This window comes from Hymenobacter lapidiphilus (assembly GCF_013377885.1).
In the GTDB taxonomy this organism is placed as follows: Bacteria; Bacteroidota; Bacteroidia; order Cytophagales; family Hymenobacteraceae; genus Hymenobacter; species Hymenobacter lapidiphilus.
In genome coordinates this window covers 24,025-48,821 of the sequence record NZ_JABKAU010000007.1, presented here as the reverse complement: position 1 = coordinate 48,821, position 24,797 = coordinate 24,025, and the positions used below count along the sequence as shown (strand labels likewise).

Annotated in this window: 24 protein-coding genes; 9 read left to right on the top strand and 15 right to left on the bottom strand. The window is 60.7% G+C overall.

Features of this window, described 5'->3' with window-relative positions:
- Window positions 1-54: 54 nt before the first annotated feature.
- The 7 genes from HW554_RS05210 to HW554_RS05180 form a co-directional block, all read right to left on the bottom strand.
- Complete coding sequence (locus HW554_RS05210; protein ID WP_176907465.1) at window positions 55-795, bottom strand: ZIP family metal transporter; 741 nt, start codon at window positions 793-795, stop codon at window positions 55-57.
- Between the two features lie 107 nt (window positions 796-902).
- Entirely contained in the window at window positions 903-1,649 is a 747-nt protein-coding gene (locus HW554_RS05205; protein WP_176907463.1) for a class I SAM-dependent methyltransferase, read from the bottom strand.
- A gap of 106 nt (window positions 1,650-1,755) precedes the next feature.
- On the bottom strand, window positions 1,756-2,037 hold the full coding sequence (locus tag HW554_RS05200) for a heavy metal-binding domain-containing protein (RefSeq protein WP_176907461.1): 282 nt from the start codon (window positions 2,035-2,037) through the stop codon (window positions 1,756-1,758).
- A gap of 21 nt (window positions 2,038-2,058) precedes the next feature.
- Window positions 2,059-2,475: a hypothetical protein gene (locus tag HW554_RS05195; RefSeq protein ID WP_176907459.1), complete on the bottom strand. Its 417-nt coding sequence runs from the start codon at window positions 2,473-2,475 to the stop codon at window positions 2,059-2,061.
- Between the two features lie 134 nt (window positions 2,476-2,609).
- Window positions 2,610-3,200, bottom strand: a complete 591-nt coding sequence (locus HW554_RS05190) for a hypothetical protein (protein WP_176907457.1) — start codon at window positions 3,198-3,200, stop codon at window positions 2,610-2,612.
- 109 nt (window positions 3,201-3,309) lie between these two features.
- Window positions 3,310-4,170 carry a carboxylating nicotinate-nucleotide diphosphorylase gene (gene nadC, locus HW554_RS05185; protein ID WP_176898123.1) on the bottom strand — a complete coding sequence of 287 codons (861 nt, stop codon included), beginning with the start codon at window positions 4,168-4,170 and terminating at the stop codon, window positions 3,310-3,312.
- Window positions 4,171-4,336: 166 nt separating this feature from the next.
- Window positions 4,337-4,738: a DUF4783 domain-containing protein gene (locus tag HW554_RS05180; RefSeq protein WP_176907453.1), complete on the bottom strand. Its 402-nt coding sequence runs from the start codon at window positions 4,736-4,738 to the stop codon at window positions 4,337-4,339.
- 148 nt (window positions 4,739-4,886) lie between these two features.
- On the opposite strand from HW554_RS05180, the gene gpmI reads away from it, so the two are divergent.
- Window positions 4,887-6,437, top strand: coding sequence for a 2,3-bisphosphoglycerate-independent phosphoglycerate mutase (gene gpmI, locus HW554_RS05175; protein ID WP_176907451.1), 1,551 nt, complete (start codon window positions 4,887-4,889; stop codon window positions 6,435-6,437).
- A complete protein-coding gene (locus HW554_RS05170; RefSeq protein WP_176907450.1) occupies window positions 6,430-7,017 on the top strand; it encodes a hypothetical protein in 588 nt (195 codons plus the stop codon). Before gpmI ends, HW554_RS05170 begins: the two co-directional genes overlap by 8 nt.
- A gap of 221 nt (window positions 7,018-7,238) precedes the next feature.
- On the opposite strand, the gene HW554_RS05165 is transcribed toward HW554_RS05170, so the two are convergent.
- The 3 genes from HW554_RS05165 to prfA all read right to left on the bottom strand — a co-directional run bounded on the left by HW554_RS05165 (window position 7,239) and on the right by prfA (window position 10,693).
- Entirely contained in the window at window positions 7,239-7,661 is a 423-nt protein-coding gene (locus HW554_RS05165) for a secondary thiamine-phosphate synthase enzyme YjbQ (RefSeq protein WP_176907448.1), read from the bottom strand.
- 218 nt (window positions 7,662-7,879) lie between these two features.
- Window positions 7,880-9,445, bottom strand: coding sequence for a right-handed parallel beta-helix repeat-containing protein (locus HW554_RS05160; RefSeq protein ID WP_176907446.1), 1,566 nt, complete (start codon window positions 9,443-9,445; stop codon window positions 7,880-7,882).
- 177 nt (window positions 9,446-9,622) lie between these two features.
- Window positions 9,623-10,693, bottom strand: a complete 1,071-nt coding sequence (gene prfA / locus HW554_RS05155) for a peptide chain release factor 1 (RefSeq protein WP_176907445.1) — start codon at window positions 10,691-10,693, stop codon at window positions 9,623-9,625.
- A gap of 235 nt (window positions 10,694-10,928) precedes the next feature.
- Between prfA and HW554_RS05150 the strand changes: the two genes are divergently transcribed.
- Complete coding sequence (locus tag HW554_RS05150) at window positions 10,929-11,606, top strand: c-type heme family protein (RefSeq protein WP_176907443.1); 678 nt, start codon at window positions 10,929-10,931, stop codon at window positions 11,604-11,606.
- 190 nt (window positions 11,607-11,796) lie between these two features.
- Complete coding sequence (locus HW554_RS05145; RefSeq protein WP_176907441.1) at window positions 11,797-13,092, top strand: protoporphyrinogen/coproporphyrinogen oxidase; 1,296 nt, start codon at window positions 11,797-11,799, stop codon at window positions 13,090-13,092.
- Between the two features lie 160 nt (window positions 13,093-13,252).
- Here the strand turns inward: HW554_RS05145 and HW554_RS05140 are convergent, their stop codons facing one another.
- The 3 genes from HW554_RS05140 to HW554_RS05130 form a co-directional block, all read right to left on the bottom strand.
- The gene (locus HW554_RS05140) at window positions 13,253-14,029 is read right to left on the bottom strand and encodes an exodeoxyribonuclease III (RefSeq protein WP_176907439.1); all 777 of its coding nucleotides are present in this window, start codon (window positions 14,027-14,029) and stop codon (window positions 13,253-13,255) included.
- A gap of 175 nt (window positions 14,030-14,204) precedes the next feature.
- Window positions 14,205-14,567: a hypothetical protein gene (locus tag HW554_RS05135; RefSeq protein ID WP_116939274.1), complete on the bottom strand. Its 363-nt coding sequence runs from the start codon at window positions 14,565-14,567 to the stop codon at window positions 14,205-14,207.
- Window positions 14,568-14,569: 2 nt separating this feature from the next.
- Entirely contained in the window at window positions 14,570-14,947 is a 378-nt protein-coding gene (locus tag HW554_RS05130) for a carboxymuconolactone decarboxylase family protein (RefSeq protein WP_176907438.1), read from the bottom strand.
- A 188-nt stretch (window positions 14,948-15,135) separates the two neighbouring features.
- Here HW554_RS05130 and HW554_RS05125 point away from each other — a divergent pair, with 188 nt between their 5' ends.
- A complete protein-coding gene (locus HW554_RS05125; protein WP_176907436.1) occupies window positions 15,136-15,834 on the top strand; it encodes a ComF family protein in 699 nt (232 codons plus the stop codon).
- 226 nt (window positions 15,835-16,060) lie between these two features.
- On the opposite strand, the gene HW554_RS05120 is transcribed toward HW554_RS05125, so the two are convergent.
- Both HW554_RS05120 and HW554_RS05115 read right to left on the bottom strand, forming a co-directional pair.
- Window positions 16,061-17,314 (bottom strand): SUMF1/EgtB/PvdO family nonheme iron enzyme, encoded by a 1,254-nt coding sequence (locus HW554_RS05120; RefSeq protein ID WP_176907434.1) that lies wholly within the window; start codon window positions 17,312-17,314, stop codon window positions 16,061-16,063.
- 68 nt (window positions 17,315-17,382) lie between these two features.
- Window positions 17,383-18,432: a PorP/SprF family type IX secretion system membrane protein gene (locus tag HW554_RS05115; protein WP_176907432.1), complete on the bottom strand. Its 1,050-nt coding sequence runs from the start codon at window positions 18,430-18,432 to the stop codon at window positions 17,383-17,385.
- Between the two features lie 299 nt (window positions 18,433-18,731).
- Here HW554_RS05115 and HW554_RS05110 point away from each other — a divergent pair, with 299 nt between their 5' ends.
- From HW554_RS05110 to HW554_RS05095, 4 genes are all read left to right on the top strand, one after another.
- Window positions 18,732-21,848 (top strand): AsmA family protein, encoded by a 3,117-nt coding sequence (locus HW554_RS05110; protein ID WP_176907430.1) that lies wholly within the window; start codon window positions 18,732-18,734, stop codon window positions 21,846-21,848.
- Window positions 21,849-21,960: 112 nt separating this feature from the next.
- Window positions 21,961-22,815 (top strand): DUF4382 domain-containing protein, encoded by an 855-nt coding sequence (locus HW554_RS05105; RefSeq protein WP_176907428.1) that lies wholly within the window; start codon window positions 21,961-21,963, stop codon window positions 22,813-22,815.
- A gap of 182 nt (window positions 22,816-22,997) precedes the next feature.
- Entirely contained in the window at window positions 22,998-23,651 is a 654-nt protein-coding gene (locus HW554_RS05100; protein WP_176907426.1) for an alpha/beta hydrolase, read from the top strand.
- Between the two features lie 170 nt (window positions 23,652-23,821).
- Window positions 23,822-24,592, top strand: coding sequence for a cyclase family protein (locus HW554_RS05095; protein WP_176907424.1), 771 nt, complete (start codon window positions 23,822-23,824; stop codon window positions 24,590-24,592).
- Window positions 24,593-24,797: the final 205 nt, after the last annotated feature.

Genomic DNA, 24,797 nt, shown 5'->3' with positions numbered 1-24,797 from the left:
GCCTGATCCAACGGAAAGGCTAACCGCTAATAGCTGTCAGCTAACAGCTCAAAATCAAACCACATCTACGGCCAGCGCCAGCAGGAGGCCGGCCAGCGTGGCCAGCAGCTTGCGCACGTTAAGGCGGTGGTCGGGGCTGGTTTCGAACAGAATGGTGGTGGACACGTGTAGGAAATTGCCGGCTACCAGCCCCAGCAGGGCGGCGTAGAGGCCGGTTCCTAGCAGTTGGTCGAGCACCACGTAGTTGCTGATGATGATGCCCGCCGGGCCGGCCAGCGCGAACAACAGCAGGTAGGGCAGCGCCCGCCGAAACGAGCCTAGTCGCAGCCGCAACAGCGCCATCAGGGCGAAGGCGGCCGGAATATGGTGCAGGGCAATACCGGTCAGAATGGCATAGAAATTATGGTTTACGTCGCCGGCTACCGGGTCTTTAATCAAAATGCTGCCTTCCAGAAAGGAGTGTATAGCCAGCGAAAACAGCAGCATGAACGGCACCTGGTCAACGTGCCCTGAATGCTCGGGGTGATGATGAACGTGGCCGTGCTCAACACCCTGCGAAAATACCTCCAGCAGCATCTGCCCGAAAAAACCGGCCAGCACGAAGTAGCCTACCTGGTGGCCGGGCCGCAGTTCCAGGGCCTCGGGCAGCAGGTGTGTAACGGTGAGCGTAAACAGGTAGGCACCACTGAACGCCAGTAGCGGCTTCATCCAGACGGTGCCGGCCGTGGGCACGAAGCGCGTTAGCCACCCGGCCCCCAGCACCGTCAGGAACAGCGCAAAAACGGCAAACCACATAGGTTAATGAGTTGATTTTTTGATGGGGTGACATGCTGATTTTGAATAGGCTGATATGCGCTGTTTAACGGGAGTTCATCCCGGCAGCACATCAGTCATTCGGCATATTACCCTTGTTTTTTCAGCACGAACAGCATGCGGGGGCTGGTGGCCAGGTCGAAGGGGCGGAGCTGGTAGTCGCCCAGCGTTTCGGCCAGGCGCAGGCCCGCCAGCTGGAAGTACTCCTCGAACCGCTCCCGCGTGAGGGCCCGCACGCGCTCCACGAAGTGCTGCGGCTGGTCCTGCTCATCTTCGAACCGGATGTCCTTTACGATGAAGCCGTGCTGGAGGTGGCGGTGCAGCTGGAAAGTAACCCCATCAACGGTTTTGGTTTCGTGGGCCACCAGCTGCCGGATGGCCAGGTCGGTGTTGAGAAAGTCGATGACCAGCTTACCGCCTGGCCGCAGCGCGTCGGCGGCGTGGCGCAGCGCCACCACGTTCTCGGCCTCCTCGGCAAAGTAGCCAAAGCTCGTAAACAGGTTCAGCACCAGATCGAAGGGGCCGTAGGGCAGTTCGTCGCGCATGTCGTGCTCGTAGAAGCGCAGGTGCTCGTGGGCAAACTGCCGGGCATGCGCAATGCTCTGGGCCGATAAATCGACGCCTGTTACATCGAAGCCCTGCTCGCTGAGGTAGCGCGAATGCCGGCCCTTGCCGCAGGCTAAATCGAGCAGCCGGGCCCCGGGGTGTGGGTGCAGGTGCTCCAGTAGCCGCCCCAGAAACTGCCGGGCTTCGGCATAGTCGCGGTGCTGATACAGGCGGTGATAGTAAGGCGAATCGAACCAAGTGCTAAACCATTCGGAAGCAGCAGCAGACATAGGCAGGGCTGAAAAACGAAGAAGGGCGTAGCTACGCCCTTCTTCGCATTCGGGAAATCAGGTTGGCTGTGCCTCGCAAACGCGGGGCGTAAGCCAGCGCCGTAGGCTAAAGCGTAGCGGCGGGCTTGGCAGCCGGGTTGGGCTCCAGGTCCATATTGCAAACCGGGCACTTGCCGGGCTTGTCGCTGGCGCTGCCAGCGCAATTCATGGGGCAAATGTAGGCGGCAGTGGCCACGGGCATCGCCTCAGCACCGGTAGCGGCAGGCGCCTCGGTAGCGGTAGCTTCAGTAGCGGGAGCCTCGGCCGTAGTAGCCTTTTGCTCGCAGCTGGTTAGGGCCAGCATGGGCAACAGGCACAATGCCAGGGCAACTTGCTTGAAATAGGTCATGAGCTTACAGATAGCGGGCAATTATTTCTTGGGGCCCTTCGAGGCCTTAGTTGCGGTGGTGTCAGAGGCCTTTTTTACGCTCTGCATTGCCTCGGGGCTGTTGGTGAGCGGGGCAGTGGGGTCGTTGGCAGTACGCGACTCCTCGGCGTTGGTCCGCTTGCGCATGTTGGGCTCGTCGAGCGTTACGCCGGAGCTAACGGGCTCGGCAATAGCCCCGCCCTTTTCGTTATGCTCCATACCGCTATGTTCCACACCGTTGTGTTCCATATCGGCGTGCTCTGCATCGGTGTGCTCGAAGTTCTCGCTGGAGCGGGTGCCGGGGGCAACCATATCCAACGATACTTTTTTGTCGGGCCGCCAATCCGACGGTTCGGCGCTGCAGCCGCCCAGGGCCAGCGCAGCCAGGGCAAAAGCGGAAATAGCGAGTTGCTTGCTCATGAGAAAAGTAGTGAGTAATGAGTAGTTGGTAGTGAGTACCTGGTATCGGGCAGGTAGTCGGTGTCAGGCACGAAAATCGGTGAGGCTTGCTGGTGCCCGTCCGGTCCTCCGTGTGCGGTGCCAGCTACTGCATGCTATACCAAAAGGCTTTTGCGGCGCAGCATGGCTTCGAACAGCTTCTGGTCGTTGCCGGAGTTGAAAATGCGGTCGGGTACTTCTACAAAGATAGGCGCATCAAAGGTGCGGGCCATCCAGCGCTTAAATCCTTTGATTTCGTCCGGCAGCTCTGGCGTCTTGAGCAGCAGCAGGTAACCGGCCGCCTCGCGCTTCACCTCGCCAATCATGTCCCAGGTTATGCGCATGCCCTCCTTCTCGTTGCGCCGCAGCACAATCTGCTTGTTATCAAACTCGTAGGCCATCTTCTCGAACAGCGGCTTGCTCTGCTCCACCTGCGTCATGCCCGTTACCTGGGCCGAGCGGAAGAGGACGTAAAGCAGTGTGAGGCCTAATGAAAGGGCCAGCCACCACCACGAATGCCAGATAATAGCCGGCAGCAGCCCTACCGCAAACGGAATGAGGGCATACCACCACTCGCGCCGCCACACCCGGCCCATGGCTATGCGGGTGTAGGTGTTGGTGTCGAGCTGGTGCTTTTTGGTCCGGATGGCCATCGGCGAGGGGCCCTGCTGCTGCCGGTAGCTCCCGCGCTGGTTGGGTAGTTGCATTGGTCGTTCGTTGTTCGCTGGTAGTTGCTGGATATCAGTTGATAGTAATAGCGCCAAATTCTTCTGGCACTCCGCTATTACCAACTGACACCCAACAACTACCAACTCATTAAAAGGCTTTTAAACTCATGTCCAGGCTGCGGACGGAGTGGGTGAGGGCTCCGACTGAGATGTAGTCGACGCCGGTGGCGGCTACATCGGCAATGGTTTCCTCGGTAATACCACCGCTGGCTTCGAGCGGGAAGCGGCCCGCCACCAGGGCCACGGCCTCGCGGAGCTGGGCCGGCGCCATATTGTCGAGCATGATACGGTCGATGCCGCCGGTATCAAGCGCCTGCTGCACTTCGGCCAGCGAGCGGGTTTCAATTTCGATGGGCAACTGCCGGCCCGTTTGGGCCAGGTAAGCCCGCGAGGCTTCGATGGCCTGGCGCACCCCCCCGGCGTAATCCACATGGTTGTCCTTGAGGATAATCATGTCGAAGAGGCCGTAGCGGTGGTTGACGCCGCCACCAATCAGCACGGCCCATTTTTCGGGCAGCCGGAAGTTGGGGGTGGTTTTGCGCGTGTCGAGCAGGCGGGCCTTGGTGCCGGCCAGCAGGCTAATGAGGTGGGCCGTATGGGTGGCAATGCCACTCATGCGCTGCATGCAGTTGAGTACCAGCCGTTCGGCCGTAAGAATGCTGCGCGCCCGGCCCTCCACTACGAGGGCCACGTCGCCATAGCTTACACGGGCCCCGTCCTGCAGGCGCACGTCCAGCACAAGGTCGGCATCCACGAAGGTGAAAATGTGGCGGGCCAGCTCCACCCCGGCCAGCACCCCGGCATCTTTGATGAGCAGGTGGGCGCGGTTGCGGGCTTCAGCCGGAATGGAAGAAAGCGCCGAATGGTCGCCGTCGCCGACGTCTTCAGCCAGAGCCGCTTGAATGAAGGCCGTCAGGGCTTCAGGAGTAAGGTAGGAAGGCGTTTGCACGGGACAAAAATAGCAAAAACGCCCCGGTTCCAGGCAGCGCCGCCCAAGTCTCTTCGATTCGGCCTCAACAGAGCCTATTTGCTTACCATACCGGGGTGCTTACCGCACAAAAAAAATACCGCGCCCGAAGGCGCGGTATCTGATAGTGAGCCGGCCAGGGCCGGGGTTATTCCTTGGTGAAGGCGATGTTGTCAATTTTGAGGCTGCCGCCGGTTTGCTTCATCTTCACGAACATGCGGTAGGTGCCGTCCTTGCCGACGTACTTGCCCACGGCGTAGGGTGTGCCTTCGTTGCTGCCGCCATAGTGGATGAAATCAAACGAAGCCGGAGAGTGCTTGGCAAAGAAATCTTTCATCACAAACTCAGCCTGCGTGGCGCTGTAGCTCTGCTTGTCGCCGTCGTCAAAGCTCAGCTCCACGTTGGGGGCGAACAGCTGGGCCAGCTCGCGGGCATTGCTGTTCCGGATGGCGCTGCGCACCGGCCCGAAGGAATCGGCCTGGGCCATCACACCGACAGCCAGCAGCAACCCCAGTACCAGCACCGAAGCAAAAGAAGTTAGACGTTTCATGTAAAAACAGAAAGAGTTTGATCGGCAAGATGCGAAAATAGTGCCAAGCTGCCACCAGCTGAAGCAAGATTGGGCCAAATGAGCCGGCTGGCTGGCAAGGTACAGAAGAGGCCGGCCTTTTTGCCGGGTCTGCCGTATCTTTGCGGCCATGAACAAACAGGTATTGCTGGTGATTCTGGACGGGTGGGGCCTGGCTCAGAATAAGGAAGTTTCGGCCGTCGACCAAGCCAATACACCCTTCGTTGATTCGCTGTTCGCACGTTTTCCGCACAGCAGGCTCCAGGCCTCGGGCGAGGCCGTGGGCCTGCCCGACGGGCAGATGGGTAATTCTGAGGTTGGGCACATGAACATCGGGGCTGGCCGGGTGGTGTACCAGGATCTGGTGCGCATCAACAAGGCTGTGCGCGAGCGGAAGCTGGCCGCGGTGCCCGCCCTGCAGCAGGCCTTCGCCTACGCCCGCGAGCACCGTAAGCCCGTGCACCTGATGGGCCTGCTCTCCGACGGCGGCGTGCACTCGCATATCGACCACTTAAAGGCCCTGTGCTCCATCGCCCACGATGAGGACGTGCATAATGTGTTCATCCACGCCTTCACCGATGGCCGCGATACCGACCCCAAGGGCGGGGTGAGCTACGTGAACGACCTGGAGCAGCACTTGCAGCGCGGAGCCAGCGGCAAAATTGCCTCGGTGGTAGGCCGCTACTATGCCATGGACCGCGATAACCGCTGGGAGCGGGTGAAAGTGGCCTATGATGTGCTGGTAAACGGCATCGGTACGCCCTCGCAGAACCTGATTCAGAGCATGCTCGACTCGTATAAGGAGGGCGCGACGGATGAGTTTATGAAGCCCATTGTGAAGGTGGACGCCGACGGTACGCCGCTGGCCACCATTGCCGAGGGCGACGTGGTTATCTGCTTTAACTTCCGCACCGACCGGGGCCGCGAAATCACGGAGGCCCTCACCCAGCAGGATTTCCACGCCTTCCAGATGCAGCGCCTGAACCTGCATTACCTGACCATGACCAGCTACGACGCCACCTTCACCGGCGTCATTCCCATCTTCGAGAAGGACAACTTGGAGCATACGCTGGGCCAGGTATTGGCCGAGCACGGTAAAAAGCAGATTCGGATTGCCGAAACCGAGAAGTACCCGCACGTGACGTTCTTCTTCTCGGGCGGGCAGGAGCTGGAGTTTCCGGGCGAGAGCCGCATTATGCGCAATTCGCCCAAGGTAGCCACCTATGACCTACAGCCCGAAATGAGCGCCTACGAGCTGCGCGACGCACTGGTGCCGGAGCTGCTGGCCAAGTCGGCCGATTTTGTGGTGCTCAACTTCGCCAACACCGACATGGTGGGCCACACCGGCATTTTTGCGGCCGCCGTGAAGGCTGCCGAAGCCGCCGACGAATGCACCCGTGGCGTGGTAGAAGCCGCGCTGGCCGCCGACTACACCTGTATCATCATTGCCGACCACGGCAACGCCGACATGATGGTGAACCCCGACGGCTCGCCCAATACGGCCCATACCACCAACCTGGTGCCCTGCATTCTGGCCAGCAACGACTACCGTGGCCCGCTGGCCGACGGCAAGCTCGGCGACATTGCGCCTACCGTGCTGGAGTTGATGGGCATCCCGAAGCCTGCCATCATGACCGGTCAGAGCCTGCTGCACCCTCAAACCACTGGCCCGAATGCGTAAGCGCGGGCTCGTACTGCCGGTTGCCCTGGCTCTGCTGCTCACGGCCTGCGGAACGGCGACTGATGCGCCGGCACCCAACGAGACACTGCGCCAGCACACCAGCTACTTCAACCTGCCGGCTTTTCTGAGCGAGCAGACCATCGAGCTCAACCGCCGCAAACCCACCGTAGAAAAGCAGGTACTGTTGCGCGACGGCGGCCTGGAAACCGAACGCCTCACGCCCACTGACTGGGCCAAAGAGCTGCAGATTTTCCAGCAAGCCGATATCGACAAGCCCGCCCTGCACGGCCTTTACCTCGTCGATTCGGCGGCCACGCCCGACGGGCTGTTGCGGCGCACCTACCGCCGCCGTCCCGGCGTGGAGCAGCCGGTTCGCCAGCTTCTGGTCGTTAGCCGTGGCGGGCAGGTGCAGCAGGTGCGCGCCACTGTCTCCCAGGACAACCCGCTGGTGTACTCGGCCAAAACCCTGGAGCTGGATAGCCCAAACGGCCAGCTTAGCACTTACCGCGTGCAGGGCGTCCAAAAGCTGATTCTATTCGATTCGGTGCGCTACGCGGTGCGTGTAACAATAGGTCAGTAATACAGAGCATCATTCGGAGCGAAGCGAAGAATCTCGCGTGAATGGTTGAACAACAACTGTTGAAGCTGTTTAGAAAGTCAAAAGAACGTCATGCTTCGACTGCGCGGACGCCAGATGAAGCATGACGTCCTAACTGATTCCTGGCACTTCCTAAACAGCTTCGTTGTGACGATTCACGCGAGATTCTTCGCTTCGCTCTGAATGATGCTCTTGCCTAATCCTTAACTCCCCATCAACGTGGCTACCACCCAGCGGCGGCCGCCATGGATGCGGTGCTCGCCCAGGTAAATGCCCTGCCAGGTGCCCAGCAGCAGCTCACCCCGGCTAATGGGGATACTCACGGCGTGGCCCAGCAGGCTAGCTTTAAGATGGGCCGGCATATCGTCGGGACCCTCCTGGGTGTGCTGGAAGTAGGGCGCGTTTTCGGGTACCAGCCGCCGGAAGAACTGCTCAAAATCGGCGCGCACAGTAGGGTCGGCGTTTTCGTTGAGGCTGAGGCTGGCGGAGGTGTGCTGGATGAAGAAGTGCGCCGTGCCTACCTGCAGCTGCTCCAACTCGGGCAGTTCGGCTACCAGCAAATCGGTTATCAGATGAAAGCCCCGACTTAGCGCCGGCAGCCGCAGTCGTTTCTGGAAGCAGTACATAGGTTGGAAGTGAGAAATGCGAGGTGAATAACGTGCTTACCCCTCATTTATAGCTCAAGTTTAGAAGGTCGGTGTCGGGACGGGGCTTGTCCCCGTCCGCCGTTAAACAACGGATTGAACAGCTGTCAGGAGACCCCGCAAAGCATGTGCTAACGGCGGGCGGGGACAAGCCCCGCCCCTACGTCGTTCCGGTAGAATAGCTCCCAACGTTGGGTTACTTAAGGATTCACCCGCTCATAGGCGCCCATATCAGGCGTGTTGGGGTTGCGGGGGCGGTTGAGTAGGTCAGTGGTGAGGCCCGGTAGGGGCAGGGCGCGGTTGCTGGCTGGTGAGAGGGTGTCTAGCTCGAAGCTGAGCGCGGTACCCCGGAAGCGCGACGGTGTGCTTTTGAAGATGGGGGAGGCAAACTCGTCGGGGTTGAGGACGTTACCGTTTTTCTGTTGGCCCAGCGGCCCGGTATTATCGTATTTCTTGGTTTTGAGCAGGCTGTTGCGGATGCTGATGCTGCCCGCGTACTGCTCACCGGCCACAAACTCCAACTCCTCCCCGTCGCGGATGCTGCCCCAGATAATGGAGTTGCGTATCGTGAGGCCACGTGGCGCAACTACGGGCAGCGGCCGGCCGCCAATGGAAGCGAAAGGCGCTTCGGGCGAAGTAAGGACCGAAGGCTGGTCGCGGGTGCCGAGGCTATAGTTGGCGATGGTGCAGTAGTCGAGCCGGACCTGGCTGCTTTGCACGGCGTATACCGCGTACTGCTCGCAGTTGCTGATGAGCGTGTTGCTGACCGTCAGGTCGCCGCTCAGGCTCAGCAGCGCGGCCCCATCGAAGCCCAGGCCGCTATTGAGGGTGGATATATTGCGCAGCTCCACATTCTCGACCCGCACTTGGGGGCGCGGCTGCTCATCAAACGGGTTGTAGAGGTAGAGGCCCAGCGTGCTGTTCTTTAGTTCGGTGTAGCGCACCACGTTGCCCTGGCTGCCCAGGTCGAACTCGATGCCGCCCCACTGGCCGGGCCGCTCGGCGTACTCGGCCTCGCGCCGGTCGCCCGAAAAGCGCACGATGTTGGGGTCGGTAGGCTTGATGGGGCCGGTAGGCTGATAATCGGGGTTGCACAACAGGCGGCCCTCTATCACCAGATAGGAGCGGAAGTGCGAGTAGATGCGTGCGCCGGCCGCAATGGTGAGTGTAACACCCGGCTTCACGAGCACCGAATTGTAAATCACGTGGGGCTTGTCGGCTTTCCAGACGGTACTAGAGGTGATGGTTTCGTTGTCGTGGAAGTAAGCGTTCTGGCCGTAGCTGAGCACTTTCACGGCCTGCTCGTTGCCGTTGGTTACAAAGCGCAGGTCGTCTTCCACCAGAAACGGCTTGCCGTCGGCCGGCGTGGGGTCAACGGTAGCCCGCACCAGCACCAGCAGGCTGTCTTTTCCCCTGATTTCTACGTTGCGGGCGCTGGCAACGGCGTCGCCGTTTATCAGCAGGCTGTAGGTTACGGCCGGCCGGCTCGGCAGGCTGATTTCGGCCACCCGCACGGCCCGGGCATTGCGGTTGTACACCCACAGGCGCTTGGTAACGGTGCCGGTGGCCACAAACACCGTATCGAACTTCACCGTGTCGAGCGAGAATTCCAGCTTCGCGCTGCTGTCTGTTGTTATCAGGTCTTCCTTCGGCTCGCAGCCCGGCAGCAGTACCGTTGTGGTCAGGGCCGAAAGCAGGAGCAGCAGCGGAAGCAGGAAGCGCATGAGTTGGTGGGTTTTTGATGGGATGTCAATAGAACGTGTCATGCTGAGCGAAGCGGAGCGTAGTCGAAGCATCTCTACCGCAATGGTAACCCCTGCATAAGGATTAGCATTGCAGTAGAGCTGCTTCGACTACGCTCCGCTTCGCTCAGCATGACACGTTCAATTTATGTGCTGCCGACGTTTGGCTTTCTTCTCCTAACGTCCGTTCAGCCAGAAAAATTATCCGACGCCCTCCTGTAGGCGGGCGGCGCTTTCGGCCAGGCGCAGTTGCTCCACGAAGTCGTCGATGTTGCCATCCATCACGCTGGCCAGGTTGTGTACTGTGAAGCCGATGCGGTGGTCGGTTACGCGGCCCTGGGGGTAGTTATAGGTGCGGATTTTGTCCGACCGGTCGCCGCTGCCAATCATGCTTTTGCGCTGGGCACCTTCGGCTTCGTTCTTCTTGGCCAGCTCGATTTCGTAAATCCGCGAGCGAAGCACGCCGAGGGCTTTATCGAAGTTTTTGAGCTGCGACTTCTGGTCCTGGCACTGGGCCACGAGGCCGGTGGGCAGGTGGGTGAGGCGCACGGCCGAGTAGGTCGTGTTTACCGACTGCCCGCCGGGGCCGCTCGACATGAACAGGTCCTTGCGCACGTCGTTCATGTCAATCTGCACGTCCAACTCTTCGGCCTCCGGCATCACCACAATCGAGGCCACGGAGGTGTGGATGCGGCCCTGGGTTTCGGTGGCCGGCACGCGCTGCACGCGATGTACGCCGCTCTCAAACTTGAGCTTGCCGTACACGTCCTCGCCCTTCAGGGCCAGAATAATTTCCTTGTAGCCGCCCGAAGTACCTTCGGTGGCGTCAATGAGGTCCATTTTGAGGTTGTGCTTTTCGGCGTAGCGCATGTACATGCGCTGCAGGTCGCCGGCAAAAATGGCGGCCTCGTCGCCTCCGGCTCCAGCCCGGATTTCCATGATGACGTCCTTGCTGTCGTTGGGGTCTTTCGGAATCAGCAGTTCTTTGATAACTGCTTCCAGGCGCTCCTCTTCGGGGTAAAGCTCTTCTAGCTCATCCTTGGCCATCTGGCGGAAGTCCTCATCCTTTTCGGTCGAGATGACCTGCTTGGAGCTGGCAATGTTGGCCAACACGTTCTGGTAGGCCTTGTACTCGACCATAATCTTGCCCAAGTCCTTGTATTCCTTGTTGAGGGACTTGAAGCGCTTCATGTCGCTCATGGCGTCGGGCTGGGTCAGCTCCTCGCTCACATCCTCGTAGCGCCGTTGGATGGCCTCCAGTTTATCTAGCATCTTGCCTTCTGAAATTTGTAGTAGGGCTACAAAGATACGGCTACATTCTGAGCTGTTAGCTGACAGCTGTTAGCTTTGAGACTCCGGTCGGTCAATTGGGTGCGGCTGCCTCCGTAGCGCGGCCGTAGCATGAACCGCAGGATAGCAAAGCCACTTGCCGGCAGCACCCCTTTTGCGTAGGTCCAGAAAAAACAAAAGCTATCAGCTAACGGCTAGTAGCTAAAAGCTCAAAACTATGCGCCCACTCCTGCCACTTGCCTCGCTGCTACTCCTGTTTTCTGCCTGTAATCCCGACCAGGTGGAGCACCTGAGCAATACCAAGGAGCTAGCCAAAGAATCTGTTAACTGGGAAGTGAAGCGCATTATGCCCAACGATTTGCTGCGGGCCACAGCCTGGGCCGGCGACTCGCTCACGGGCCGGGCCGAGCGGGAGTTGCGCCAGGTGCTGGCCGAGAAGCTGGCGGCGGGCGGCGTAGCGGCGGCCCTGCCGTTCTGCCGGCCCGAGCGCCTGCCCCGCACCGATTCGTTGGCCAAGGCGATGCAGGCTACGCTAACCCGCGTGAGCAACCGCCCGCGCAACCCCCTCAGCCTGGCTACCCTGAGCGCCGCCGAGCTGAACCCGGCCGACACCGCCCGGCAGGTGGCCCGCCCCAGCCAGGAAGTGTTCACCTACCAGCGCCCATTAGTGCTCAACGACCAGCTTTGCCTGCGCTGCCATGGCGAAGTGGGCAAAGACATTGCCGCCGCCGATTACGCGCTCATCAGGCAGAAGTACCCCCAGGACCAGGCCACTGGCTACCAGCAGGGCAAGGCCATGGGCGTGTGGCGCGTCAGCCTCGCCCGAAACGGTGCGGCCGAGCTCTGGACCCAGAAAACCCGCAAGATCATGAAGCCGCGCAAGCCACTTTTCTGAGGAGCTAGAAGCTAGAAGTCAGGAGAACGTCATTCAGAGCAAAGCGAAGAATCTCACTCGCAAATATTGAACTACCGTAGCGCAATGCTTACGAGCGAGATTCTTCGCTTCGCTTTGAATGACGTCCCTTTCAAGTCTTGGCTTCTATCAAAAAACAACCTTCGCGCTGCGTTTGCAGTTTGTTGGGTCTATGATGACTACTGCTTCTTCCGCCCAATTACCCACCATAGTTATCGGGGCTGGCATGGCCGGGCTGGCCTGCGCCAACTACCTGCACCGCGCCGGCCGGCCCGTGCTGCTGCTCGAAGCCGCCGACGCCGTGGGTGGCCGCGTCCGGACCGATATTACGCCCGAAGGGTTCCGCCTCGACCGGGGGTTCCAGGTGCTGCTCACGCGCTACCCCGAGGTCGAGCGGCTGATTGACTACGGTGCCCTCGATCTGAAGGCCTTTCGCTCCGGAGCGGTTATCCGATTGCCCGACGGCAAGGAAACGACCCTGCAGAACCCGCTGCAACGGCCCATGGCTGCGTTTTCGGCCCTCACTTCGCGCATCGGCACGCTGCCCGACAAGCTGCGGATTCTGAGCTTGGTGAAGCACGTACACGGCTACACCAGCGGGCAGCTTATAAGTCGCAGCTCCACTAACAGGCAAACCACCCTCGACTTTCTGCGCCACTACGGCTGGAGTGAGCAAATCATCGACAACTTCTTCCGGCCCTTCTTCGGGGGCGTGTTCCTTGACCGGAGCCTGAGCACGGCAGCCAATTTCTTCGAGTTCGTGTTTCAGCAGTTTGTGCAAGGCGAAGCCGTGGTGCCGGCCCTGGGCATGCAGCAGATACCCGAGCAGCTGGCCGCCCGCCTGCCCACCGGCACCGTGCGCCTGAATTGCCCGGTAGCCGCCGTGGAGGGCCTCACTGTCCGGCTGGCCAGCGGCGAAACCATTGAGGCCGCCGGTGTTGTAGTAGCCGTCGATGGCGAAGCGGTGGCGCGCCTGCTGCCCAATGCCACCGACGAGGCGCTTGTTTCGACCCCCGCGGCCCTGCGCTGGCGGCGCACTACCTGCACCTATTTCGCCGCTCCCGCTTCAACCAGCCGTCCTGATAAGCTGCTGCGCCTCAACGCCTCGCCTACCGGCCTGGCCCATAATGTGGCCTTCCCGTCGGATGTGGCGCCGGCCTACGCCCCGGCCGGGCAGCGGCTGGTATCGGTGAGCACCCACGGCGAGCATGGTCTTTCGGAAGCCGGCCTGACAGCCCAACTGCGCCGAGAGCTGACCGCCTGGTTCGGCCCCGAAGCCGCCGGCTGGCCGCACCTGCGCACCTACGAGCTGCCCTTCGCCCTACCCGAATATCCCGCCGGCCAGCCCGCCCACCAGTCGCTCCGGCTCGGTGCCCACTTTTACCGCTGCGGCGACTACGCCGCCTACCCCTCGCTAAATGCCGCCCTAGCCTCGGGCCGCGAGGTGGCGGAAATGATTTTGATTTAGGGAAAGCATCCAGGTCACGCAGCACGATATAGGGGCGGGGCTTGCCCCCGCCCGCCGTTGAGCGGTGTCGCTGGACGGCCGTACTGGTGCCTCAAGCGCTCCGTTCAATGGCGGGCGGGGGCAAGCCCCGCCCCTACATCGTGCTGCGTGACCTGAATTCTTACTGCCAGCTACTCAGCGTTAAAGAAGCCGGGCAATGGTCGGAGTGGATGACGTCGGGTAGCAGGTCGGCGTGGCGGATATGGGGCACGAGGCGGTTGTCGACCAATAGGTGGTCGAGGCGCCAGCCGACATTACGGGCGCGCGAGCCGGCGCGGTAGCTCCACCAGGAGTAGCGCTGCGGCGCGTCGCCGTGATGGTGACGGAACGAGTCGGTGAAGCCGTCGGCCAGAAAATCCTGGAACCACTGCCGCTCTTCGGGCGTGAAGCCGGGGCTTTTCTGGTTGGCCTTGGGGTTGTGCAGATCCAGCTCGCGCTGGCAGCAGTTGAAGTCGCCGGCAATAACGAGCGGCGGCACCCCGGCCGCTTGCAGTCCGGCCACGTAGCGTCGGAAAAAGTGTAACCACTCCACCTTGAATGCCTGCCGCTCGGGCCCACTGGTGCCCGAGGGCATGTAGGTGTTCAGCACCGCGCAGTGCTCAAAATCGAGCCGCAGTACCCGGCCTTCGGTATCGTAAAGCTCCTGCCCGCAGCCCTCGGTTACAGCCAGCGGCTTTTCCTTGGAGAAAATGGCCACGCCGCTGTAGCCGGGCTTCCGGGCCGGGTGCAGGTAGGCGTGGTAGCCCAGATCGGTGAGCGGCGTTACGTCGAGCGGCTCGCGGCCGGCCTTTATTTCCTGCACGCACAGCACGTCGGGCCGGGCTGTGGCCACCCAGTCGGCCAGGCCCTTGCTCACGGCCGAGCGCAGGCCATTGAGATTGTAAGAAATGATGTTCATCTGATGGGTTTTCCGGAGCAAAAAGAACGTGATGCTGAGCGCAGCCGAAGCATATCTACCGCAGTAGTAATCACATATGCCATTGTGGTAGAGATGCTTCGACTGCGCTCAGCATGACAGTTGCCATTGCACGCGAGATGCTTTGGCAAGCTCAGCATGACTACTTTTTACTTCTTTATTCCTCCTGATTCTGCTCGTCGAAGTATTCCAGCACGTGCCATTTCAGCATGCGCTCCTGCTCCTTTAAGTTGGAGAAGGGTAGCGCCTGCAGCAGCCGGTAGTGGGGCCAGCCCTCTTCATCCACGTTTTCGCGCTCGTAGTAGCCCGAAATGCTGAACAGCCGGCAGGTGGCAATGTGCATCAGGTCCTGCTTCTGCTCCTTCGTGAAAGGCCCCGCACCCTGGCCCAGCTCCTGCACACCAATGAGCAGCAGCAGGGCATTCATGTCGGGTTTTTTGCCGAAGCGGGTCTTCATCTCCGTCATCAGCTCCCACCAGCGGTGCTCGAACTGGGCTTCGGTTTCCTGAGGATCGAGCATACTTAAACGGCGTGCGGATGAACGGGCGGCGGGGTTACCGTCTCTTCCTTCAGGGCCTCCCAGTACTCCACGGCCCGCCGGAAGTGCGGAATCACGATGCTGCCCCCGATGAGGTTGGCAATGGCGAACAGCTCGTAGATTTCCTCCTCGCTCACCTTCTCCTCGTAGCACTTGCCGAGGTGGTACTTGATGCAGTCGTCGCAGCGCAGCACCATGGAGCAAGCCAGGCCCAATAGCTCCTTGGTTTTTACGTCGAGCGCGCCCTGTTGATAGGTGTTGGTGTCGAGGTTGAAAAACCGCTTGATGACCTTGTTATCGGCCGCCATGATTTTCTCATTCATGCGCTGGCGGTAATCGTTGAATTCGGTGACGATACTCATGGGTTGATGGACTGATGAATGAATGGGCCGGTAGGCTGATGACTCTGCGCTGCTGGCAGGTTGGACTATAGTCTGCAGTCAGGCAGATGCTTAACCAACGCTCCGAAAAAATAAGACCGTGGAAGTTTCAGCATTAAGCGCTAAAATTAGGCAGAAGTTTCCCCAAGCCCACCCGCTGCCCCACCGCCATGCCGCTGCCCGTCGTGCTGTCCGATTTCGTGAGCCTACTGTTCCCGCGGGTGTGCCTGGCCTGCCAGGAGCCGCTGGCCCGCGGCGAGGACGACCTGTGCACCGACTGCCGCGCCCAGCTGCCCTACACCGACTACCACCGCCTGCCCCCGGCCGATAACCCGCTGGCCCGTCGGTTCTGGGGGAAGCTGCCGGTTACGCATGTGCTGGGCTACCTCACGTTTCAGAAGCACGGGCGGGTGCAGCATCTGCTGCACGAGCTGAAATACCGCAACCAGCAGCAGGTGGGCAGGGTGCTGGGCCGCCACTTCGGTCAGGAGCTGGTCGGGGCGGGCTACGCCGATACTTTCGGGCTGGTGGTGCCCGTGCCGCTGCACCCGCGCAAGCTGGCCCGCCGCGGCTACAACCAGGCCGATAGTTTCGCCGAAGGCCTGGCCACGGCTCTCGGCTGCCCCTGGCACCCGGAGGCCCTGCGCCGCACCGCCGCCACCGAATCGCAGACCCGCAAAAACCGCCTGCAGCGCTGGCATAACGTAGCTACCGTGTTCGAGGCCGCCCGCTTCGAGCTGGTGGCTGGCCAGCACGTGCTGATAGTCGATGACGTGCTGACAACCGGGGCCACACTCGAAGCCTGCTGCGCCGTACTCCTCGCCGCCGGGGCGCGCGAAGTCAGTGTAGCCACCATCGCCGTGGCCTAGAATCACAGATGTTGCGGATGCTGCAGATGACGCGGATTCGTTTTTACGGCAGATGGTTTTTCTGGCGGCGGCGGCTTGAGTTACGGGTATTATCGATTCGCGCTGAATGACGGTCTGCTTAATCAGCAAAACAGCCACCCCGTATGGAGTGGCTGTTTTAGTAGTTGGAGTGTCTTACATGTTGCTGCGTCAGAACGAATCTTCGTCATCTGCAGCATCTGTGATGTTATTTGTTCGAGCCGGCGTTGATCATGGCGCAGCGGAAGCCGATGGTGGCCGTAGCTGAGTCTTCGGCCATGAAGCGACGGGTGCCGGGCGAGAGCCAGTAGGCTACATCGCGCCACGAGCCGCCTTTGTACACGCGCACATGGTCGTCGATGAGCGACTGGTAACCCTTTTTGTCGTACTTCTCGGAGGGGTCGAGGTAGCCGTTGCGGCGGAAGGGGTTCAAATCCTCCACGTCCTCGTAGGAAAGGGGACGGTAGATGTCCTGCACCCACTCGTTCACGTTGCCGGCCATGTTGTAGAGGCCGTAGTCGTTGGGTGGGTACGAGAATACCTGCTCGGTAATCATGGCGCCATCGTTGAGCGAGCCGGCAATACCGGCGTAGTCGCCGCGGCCACGCTTGAAGTTGGCGAGGAACTGACCCTGGTTCTTACCGTAGGGGTTCCGTACCTGACGGCCATCCCAAGGGTAAATGCGCTTGTTTTCCTGGTTTTCGTTGCCGGTTTCCTGGGTGCCGATGAGGGCCTGCGCCGCGTACTCCCACTCTGCCTCGGTGGGCAGGCGGTAGTTGGGTAGCGTGTTGCCGTTTTCGATGGCGATTTTCACGCCGCCATCCTCAGAAGTGCCTTCAGCGGCGTCGCCGCCCTTGTTTTTCTTACGGCCGAACAGACCACCCTTACGGGAGCCGCCGCCATCCTCAGATGCGTCGCTGGCCAGCCGCTCGTTTACCTTGGCCGTACGCCAGGTGCAGAAGTCGTTGGCCTGCAGCCAGCTTACGCCCACTACCGGGAAGTAGCGGAAGCCGGGGTAACGCAGGTAGTAATCTACGTAGGGGTCGTTGAACGACAGCTCGCGGGCCCACACGGTGGTGTCGGGCAGGGCCGACATATAGAACTCCTCGGCCGAGTCCTTGCGCACGTAGTGCAGGTATTCGAGCCAGTGGATGTTGGCTACTTCCACCTCATCCATGTAGAAGGAGGCCAGCGTAACGGTGCGCTCCAGGTTGTCGTGGCTCATGGCCACGTCCTCTTCGGCCGAACCCAGAACCGTACGGCCGCCTTCGATAAACACCAAACCCGGACCTTCGGGGATGCCCTGATAATCAGACACCTTCATGCCCTCATCGGTGTTGTACTCGATGCCCGTGGTCGAGCTGTATTTGCCGGGGTTGGTAGCCGAGCGTCCGCCCTTGTTACAGGCAGTCAGGGTGCAGGCTCCGACAAGGGCCAGGCCCAGGTACTTGGAAATATTCATGATCAAGTTGAAACTACCTGTTAAGAAAGCATTTAGCCGAGGCAAGTCGGGTGCAATAATACAACATTTTAAAAAGCCGGGCAAGGAATTTTCGGGTAATTACGTCGCTTTAGTCGGCGCCAGGCTGCTTCCAGCGCATCGAACTCGCGGAGCGTGAGCGAAAGCTCGTGCGCCCCGCCTAAATCGGCGCTGAACTGGCTGAGACTGACATCGTAGCTATAACCAAGCCGAAAAGTGCCCGCGCTGATGCCAGCCACGGCCGTAAGTACCTGCTGGGGCCGGGGGGCACCGGGTAGCGGCAGCCCCCGGTACACCGCCCCGAGTGTTAGTGGAGTCGTGGTAAAGTACAATCCAAGGTCGGTGCGCTCGGAGTTGCCCTGGCGGGTGTAACCGGCCGTGGGGCTAAGGCTGACTTCGCGCTGCTCGCGCACGGTGTTCACCTGGGCGAAGTAGAATTTGTAGCCGCCCTGCACATTCAGGCGCATGGGCAGCGCGGCCTGACCGGCGAAGCCCAGGCTGGGCTGGTTGAGGTGATGGGCCGCCACGCCCAGCCAGAACTGCGGCCCGAACAGCAGCCCGCCCACCCCGGCCGTGAGGTAGTTGACGGGCGCATAGTCGGCCGCTTCCCGGCTCAGGTTGCGCACCTGGCCGTCGTCGGAGAGCTGGTCGCCGAAAACGAGGTTGCTGTAGCCGACGCGCTGGCGGCCGTAGCTGAGCGTGGCCCCGCCGCTGAGATTAAGCTGACGGTTGAGGCGCACATGGTAGGCATATACGCCTCCTGCCTGCAGGCGGGTGTAGCCCACGCTGCCCGTACGGTCCTGGTTTATGAGCAGGCCAAAGGCACTGCGCTGGTTGAGCAGGCGGTAGTCGGCGGCCAGTTGGGTGGTCTGGAAGGTGCCGGCCAGGGTAGGAAACTGGTTGCGGTAGCTGAGCGTTACGCCATAATCATCGAGCAGGCCGGCGTAGGCGGGGTTGAGCTGCATGCGGTTGGCGAAGGGCTGCGCGAAGTACAGGTCCTGGGCCTGCGCGGCGGGCCCGGCCAGCAGCAGCCCGGCAGCGGCCAGCCACCGCCGCCGCCTTCTGGGTTCTGCTGCTGCTGACGTGCTGGTGCTTCGCATACGTGGGCTGCTAACGAGTGGGCGGGTGGGTTTGGTACCCGGGGCCTGAGAGAACTGTAAAAGTGCTGGCGGCTATAGAGGCGCACTGTCTGGCGTCTCACCGGAGTTGATAGTAGCTGACGGAAACCGGGCGGGTAAGTCGTTCGATGACGAGAGGCAAGATAGTGCGTCTGTACAGCGTTTACCACAACCGTAGTCCGGTTGAGTTTCTCCTTACTTTTGCCTGGGTCGGCAACCGGACTGATTGTTCTGATAGTCAGTTCGGCTGCCGGAATTTACCTCTTTTAAGCATTCATTCTATGCGCAAGTTTTTTATCGGCCTCGGGATTTTCCTGGTGGTAGTCGTGGCCTTCCTGGCCCTGGCCCCGCTGCTGTTCAAAGATAAAATTAAAGCGGCCTTCGATAAGCAGCTCGCCCAGCGGGTACGGGCCGAGGTGCAGTACGACCCGGCCAATGTTGACGTAACGCTGCTGAGCACCTTTCCCGACCTGGCCCTGCGCATCAGCCAGCTGCGCATCATCGGGCAGGACTCGTTTGCCCGCGACACGCTGGCGTACCTGCCCCAGACGCGCATCGGCCTGGACCTGATGAGCGTTATCAGCGGCGACCAGATCAAAATCAAGAACATCACCCTCGATGAGCCCGACCTGAATATAAAGGTGCTCAAAAGCGGCCGCGCCAACTGGGACATTTTCGTGTCGGACTCGGCTGCCGCTACCAAGGGGCAGGACACCACGGCCGTGAGCCTGGCCATTAAGGGCTGGCAGATCAACAAGGGCCGCCTGCGCTACGACGACCGGAGTATTCCGTTTGGCATGGAGCTGCGCGGCATCGAGCACACCGGCTCGGGCGACTTCGAGCAGAATATCTTTGATATGGTGAGCCAGACCACGGCGCAGTCGGCCTCGCTGAGCTACGACGGTGTGCAGTACGTGAGCAATAAGCAGCTCGATGCTGATGTGACCATGGCCATGAACCTGGAGAAGATGCTGTTCACCTTCAAAGATAACAAGGTGAAGCTGAACGATTTTCCGGCCACGTTCCAGGGTACCATCGGCCTACCCAACGCCACCGATATTGTGTACGACCTTACGTTTAAGGCGCTGGAAACCGATTTCAAGAACATCCTGAGTCTGGTGCCGGGCGCGTATACCGAGCAGTTCAAGGACATTAAGGCCGACGGGCTGGTGGCGTTTGACGGCTATTACAAGGGTGTGCAGAACGATTTGCAGATGCCCGGCTACGGCGTGAACCTGCAGATAAAGGACGGCAGCTTCCAGTACCCGTCCCTGCCCGAGCGCGCCCGCAACATCAACGTAGATATGGTGGTGGACAACCCGTCGGGCTTCACCAACAACGTGAAAGTGAACGTGAAGCAGTTTCACCTGGACCTGGGCAAGAACCCGATTGACGGCAACGTGGCTATCGATGGGCTGGCCCCGATGAAGGTAGACGGTCGCGTGAAAGCCAACGTAGACCTGGCCGAAATGATGAAGGTGTATCCGGTGAAAGATTTGCTGTTGCGCGGCAAGCTCTTCGTGGACGCCACCGCCAAAGGCGTGTATTCGGCTACCCAAATGCCGGTGATTCAGGCCAAAATGAACCTGACCAACGGCTACGTGAAGAGCAAGCAGTTCCCGGCCCCGATTGAAAACCTGACCCTGACCGGCACCGTGACCAACCCCACCGGTCAGCTCAACGATACCAAAGTCAACATCCCGCAGTTCAAGATGCTGCTCGATGGCGAGCCGCTGGAGGGCCGCGTGGCCACCCAGGGCGTGGATAAGCTGGCCTTCGATACCGATGTAAAAGGCACGGTGGACCTCACCAAGCTCACCAAAATATTCCCGCTCGAAGGCATGACGGTGGCCGGCCGCCTAAGCGGCAACGTGGCCGCCAAGGGCAACATGGCCGATATTGAAGCCGGCCGCTACCAGTCGGTGGTAGCTTCGGGTACCGTGAATGCCCGCAACATCGACTACAAAAGCCCCGACTTTCCGCAGGGCATGAAGGTGAGCCAAGCCACCGCTACGTTCAACAACGACCAGATTGTGCTGCGCGACCTGCAGGGCTTCGTGGGCTCGTCGGATGTGGCGGCCTCGGGCACCATCAGCAACTACCTGGGCTACCTGTTCGTGCCCGGCCAGCCGTTACGCGGCGACCTGACGGTGAACTCGCGCCGCTTTAACCTGAACGAGTGGATGGTGGACGAGGTAAGCGCCAAGCCCACCGCCGGCGCCACGGCCGCCACCAAAGCCCCCGCCGCCACTACCAAGGCCGACGGCGTGCTGCAGATTCCGAAGGAATTCGACCTGACCATGAACACCACCGCGGGCCAGGTGCTGTACGACAACCTGAAGCTGAACGACGTGAAAGGCACCGTGACGGTGCGCAACCAAGTGGCTACGCTGCGCAACCTCACCTTCAACACGCTTGGCGGCAGCTTCGCCACCAATGGCTCGTACAGCAGCCAGAACCTGGCACACCCCAAGTTCGATTTCGGCCTGAACGTGAAGGAGCTGAACTTTCAGCAGGCCTTTTCCGCCTTCAACTCGATTAAGAAGCTGGTGCCGCTGGCGGCCAACCTGGAGGGCATCTTCTCAACGAACTTCAATGTGAGCGGCGAAATGGGCCCCGACATGATGCCCCGCTTCAGCACCCTCACCGGGAAAGGCGTGTTCGATATTGTGCGGGCTGCCGTAACCGGCTCGCCGGTGCTCACCAAAATCAGCAACCTCACGCAGCTGCAGGAGCTGAAGAACTTTGTGGTAACCAACAAGGATGTGGCCGCCGAAATCATCAACGGTAACTTCGTGGTGAAGCCGTTCGACTTGGACGTAGGCCAGATTAAGATGACGGTGGGCGGCTCGAACAACATCGACGGTGGCGGGCTGGAGTATGTGGCGGCCCTCAATGTGCCCACGGGCCAGGTGGGCACCGCGCTCAGCAGCCAGCTCACCCGCCTCACGGGCGTATCGAACCTTAAGGGCACCGAGCGCGTGACGCTGGGACTCACCATCGGCGGCACCATCACCAACCCCCAGGTGAAGCTGAGCAGCGGCAGCGTGAAGGGCCAGGCCAAGGATATTGCCAAGGAGCTGGTTAGCGGCATTGTGCAAAGCAAGCTCGACGACTCCAAGGCCGGCTTAGCCGCCAAGCTGCTGCTTTCCCAGGACAGCCTCAAAAAAGAAGCCCTCGTGAAGCGCCAGGAATTGGAAGCCCGCGCCCAGCTGGAGCTGGAAAAGAGGCGCCTCGAAGCCGAAGCCAAACTGCGCGAACAGGCTAAAAAAGGCCTCAACAGCCTGTTCGGGAAGCCGAAGACAGCCCCGGCACCAACGCCGGCCCCCACACCGGCACCTACGCCCAAGCCTACCGAGCCCAAGGCCCCGGCCGATACGGCCAAGACTGGCAATTAATTCGGGCTATCTGGTAGAAGTGCAAACTTTGGTTACATTGTTGCAGGGCCAGAATAACTAGCCTGTGTGGGCGTAGACCAATGCCATCTGTTTCACCTTTTTCTTCCCTGTCATGATGTTTAAACGCACTTTGTTCTATGCCCTCGTAGCTGCGCCGCTGGCGCTGGCCTCCTGTAGCGACAACGATAAAGCGGACAATGCGCTATCCACTGGCACCCTCGAAGTGCGTCTGACGGATGCTCCCGGTGACTTTCGGGCGGTAATACTCGATGTGCGCCAGATTGAGATCCATCTGAAGGAAGAAGGCAACCCCGATGGCTGGCAGCTGCTGCCTTTCCAGGCCCAGCCCATCAACGTGCTGGAGTACGTCAATGGTCGCTCAGCGCTGCTGGTAAGCTCCGATTTTGATCCGGGTAACCTGCGTGAAATCCGCCTCATTCTCGGCCCCGACAGCTACGTAACCGGCCGCGACGGCCAGCGCTACGAGCTGAAAACGCCCAGCGGCCAGTCATCGGGCGTGAAGCTCAAGATCAACAAGAAAGACCTCTATCAGCAAAGCAGCAACTACCAGCTGCTGCTCGATTTCGATGTGGCCAAATCCATTGTGGAGCGCGGCAACTGGAAGCCCGGCAACGACAAAAAGGAGCGGTACCTGCTCAAGCCCGTTATTCGGGTAGTGGCCCAGGATATTCGCGGCGGCTTGCGCGGCACCGTAACCCCGGCCGCGGCGCTGCCGCAGGTACTGGCCATCCGCTCGTCCATTACGCCCGCCGACACGTTCAGCACCTCCGCCGACGCGGCCGGCGCCTTCCAGCTGGGTGCCCTGCCCTCGGGCACCTACCGGGTCGAGTTCTTCCCCACCACTACTGCCCCGTCCAACCAGGGGAGCTACAAGCAGGTTACCCGTACCGGCATCGTCGTAACCAACGACCAGTTGACGGACATCGGCAGCACCCCGCTCCAGTAAGCTCTTCAGCTAAAATAGGAGCTGTTTAGAGAACCATTGATATTTATGAGGGCGTCATGCTCCTTTGCCTTTCTAAACAGCTTTATGAGCAGGCCCCCTACCCAACCGGTAGGGGGCCTGCTTATTTTAGTAGCGTTATTTGGCGTGCCGATTCGGTTTTTCATACACAACAGTCATACGCTATGTTCTACCTAATACCGGGGCTGGGAGCCGACGAGCGGGTGTTTCAGCGGCTGCAGCCGTTGCTGCACGGCCCCAGCGCGGTGCTGCCCTGGCTGCCACCCGAGTCGGATGATGAGCCGTTGGCGCACTATGCGGGCCGGATGGTGGAGGCTATTCCGGTGGACGCTACGGGCTGGTTGGTGGGCGTGTCGTTTGGCGGGGTTGTGGCGCTGGAGATGCAGCGGCTGCGGCCGGGGTTGCGGCCGGTGCTCATCAGTAGCCTGCCCGATGCTCAGAGTATGCCGTTGCTGCTGCGGCTGGTGCGGGCCTCGGGGCTATACCGATTGGTGCCGCCGCAGTGGCTGAAGTTGTTTCCGAGGGCCGGGCAGCTGTATTTCGGGGTGCAGGGCGGGGCCGAATACCGGTTGTTCCGGCGCATTTTGCTCGACATGGAGCCGCGCTATACCCGCTGGGCCATCAACAGCCTACTGCACTGGAACAGCACCGGCGTAGCGCCCGCCGTGCAGCTGCTGGGCACCCGCGACCGGGTGTTTCCACCCGGTAACCGCCCCATCGACTACCGCATTAGTGGCGGCGGCCACTTCATGGTCCTCAGCCACGCCGAAGAAATTGCACAGATTTTGAACGGGCTGGATTTGGGGGTGATGGAGTGAGGAATTAAAGTAGAAACCACCTGTCATCCTGAGCGGAGCGAAGGACCTGGAAAAGAAGCCAACATCAAATAACAGCTTCTCCCCAGGTCCTTCGCTCCGCTCAGGATGACAGTATCTTTACCGCATCACCTCCTTGCGCCGTTATCTCCCCATCCCATCAGCCCCAACTCATGCTTGCCACTTACCCGCACCACGGCCGCACGTTCAGTTTCGATCCGCACGCGCCGCTGGATATTTCGCTGCCGCTGGCACCGGGCGAGGGGCAGGTGAGCTGTTTCTGGGCCGAGCCGGTACAGTTTGAGGTGATTCGGGTGGGCGACTACGTGGGCAGCGTGGCGGCGGGTGGCAGCACCAACTACAAGCGCGTACACGTAACGCCCCACGGCAACGGCACGCATACCGAGTGCTACGGCCATATTTCGGCCGCGCCGGAGGCCACGCTCAACCGCTGCCTGCGCCGGTTTCTGTTCGTGGCCCGGCTGGTATCGGTGCAGCCGCGGCCCCAGCTCAACGGCGACGAAGTGGTGATGCTGGCCGACGTGCGCCGTGAGCTGGAAGGTGGCCCCGAAGCCGCCGTGCGCCCCGAAGCCCTGATTCTGCGCACGCTGCCCAACCACCGCGCCAAGCGCACCCGCCAGTACTCGGGCACCAACCCCACCTACCTCGAACCCGCGCTGGCCGAGTACCTGGCCCAGCAGCACATCGAACACCTGCTCCTCGACCTGCCCAGCGTCGACCGCGAAGAGGATGGGGGCGCGCTGCTGGCCCACCATGCGTTCTGGCAGTACCCGCACGCCACCCGCCAGCAGGCTACCATCACCGAGCTCATTTTCGTGCCCGATGCCGTTGAGGATGGTCTTTACCTACTCAACCTCCAGATAACCAGCCTGGAGCTGGATGCCAGCCCCAGCAAGCCGGTGCTATATGCGCTGGGAAGTTAGGGATTGATGTTGCGCAGTCATCGCACGGTGTAGGGGCGGGGCTTAGCTTCGCTGTCCTTCGGTTGTCCCCGCCCGCCGGTTGCGCCGCTTCAACGCTAATCGTTCAGCTGTAATCGTTCAATGGCGGGCGGGGACAACCGAAGGACAGCGAAGCTAAGCCCCGCCCCTACACCGTGCGGCATTCGCCTGCTGTAATACAAGACTG

Bases quoted from the DNA above. Each gene is read 5' to 3' on its own strand.
- HW554_RS05135 (WP_116939274.1), bottom strand. From the start codon at position 14,567: ATGCTCGATCCTCAGGAAACCGAAGCCCAGTTCGAGCACCGCTGGTGG.
- HW554_RS05190 (WP_176907457.1), bottom strand. From the start codon at position 3,200: ATGCAACTACCCAACCAGCGCGGGAGCTACCGGCAGCAGCAGGGCCCC.
- HW554_RS05140 (WP_176907439.1), bottom strand. From the start codon at position 14,029: ATGAACATCATTTCTTACAATCTCAATGGCCTGCGCTCGGCCGTGAGC.
- HW554_RS05195 (WP_176907459.1), bottom strand. From the start codon at position 2,475: ATGAGCAAGCAACTCGCTATTTCCGCTTTTGCCCTGGCTGCGCTGGCC.
- HW554_RS05130 (WP_176907438.1), bottom strand. From the start codon at position 14,947: ATGAGTATCGTCACCGAATTCAACGATTACCGCCAGCGCATGAATGAG.
- HW554_RS05200 (WP_176907461.1), bottom strand. From the start codon at position 2,037: ATGACCTATTTCAAGCAAGTTGCCCTGGCATTGTGCCTGTTGCCCATG.
- HW554_RS05150 (WP_176907443.1), top strand. From the start codon at position 10,929: ATGCGCCCACTCCTGCCACTTGCCTCGCTGCTACTCCTGTTTTCTGCC.
- HW554_RS05205 (WP_176907463.1), bottom strand. From the start codon at position 1,649: ATGTCTGCTGCTGCTTCCGAATGGTTTAGCACTTGGTTCGATTCGCCT.
- HW554_RS05115 (WP_176907432.1), bottom strand. From the start codon at position 18,432: ATGCGAAGCACCAGCACGTCAGCAGCAGCAGAACCCAGAAGGCGGCGG.
- HW554_RS05170 (WP_176907450.1), top strand. From the start codon at position 6,430: ATGCGTAAGCGCGGGCTCGTACTGCCGGTTGCCCTGGCTCTGCTGCTC.
- HW554_RS05180 (WP_176907453.1), bottom strand. From the start codon at position 4,738: ATGAAACGTCTAACTTCTTTTGCTTCGGTGCTGGTACTGGGGTTGCTG.
- HW554_RS05105 (WP_176907428.1), top strand. From the start codon at position 21,961: ATGATGTTTAAACGCACTTTGTTCTATGCCCTCGTAGCTGCGCCGCTG.
- HW554_RS05165 (WP_176907448.1), bottom strand. From the start codon at position 7,661: ATGTACTGCTTCCAGAAACGACTGCGGCTGCCGGCGCTAAGTCGGGGC.
- HW554_RS05145 (WP_176907441.1), top strand. From the start codon at position 11,797: ATGATGACTACTGCTTCTTCCGCCCAATTACCCACCATAGTTATCGGG.
- prfA (WP_176907445.1), bottom strand. From the start codon at position 10,693: ATGCTAGATAAACTGGAGGCCATCCAACGGCGCTACGAGGATGTGAGC.
- HW554_RS05095 (WP_176907424.1), top strand. From the start codon at position 23,822: ATGCTTGCCACTTACCCGCACCACGGCCGCACGTTCAGTTTCGATCCG.
- gpmI (WP_176907451.1), top strand. From the start codon at position 4,887: ATGAACAAACAGGTATTGCTGGTGATTCTGGACGGGTGGGGCCTGGCT.
- HW554_RS05100 (WP_176907426.1), top strand. From the start codon at position 22,998: ATGTTCTACCTAATACCGGGGCTGGGAGCCGACGAGCGGGTGTTTCAG.
- HW554_RS05160 (WP_176907446.1), bottom strand. From the start codon at position 9,445: ATGACACGTTCTATTGACATCCCATCAAAAACCCACCAACTCATGCGC.
- HW554_RS05210 (WP_176907465.1), bottom strand. From the start codon at position 795: ATGTGGTTTGCCGTTTTTGCGCTGTTCCTGACGGTGCTGGGGGCCGGG.
- HW554_RS05125 (WP_176907436.1), top strand. From the start codon at position 15,136: ATGCCGCTGCCCGTCGTGCTGTCCGATTTCGTGAGCCTACTGTTCCCG.
- HW554_RS05120 (WP_176907434.1), bottom strand. From the start codon at position 17,314: ATGAATATTTCCAAGTACCTGGGCCTGGCCCTTGTCGGAGCCTGCACC.
- HW554_RS05110 (WP_176907430.1), top strand. From the start codon at position 18,732: ATGCGCAAGTTTTTTATCGGCCTCGGGATTTTCCTGGTGGTAGTCGTG.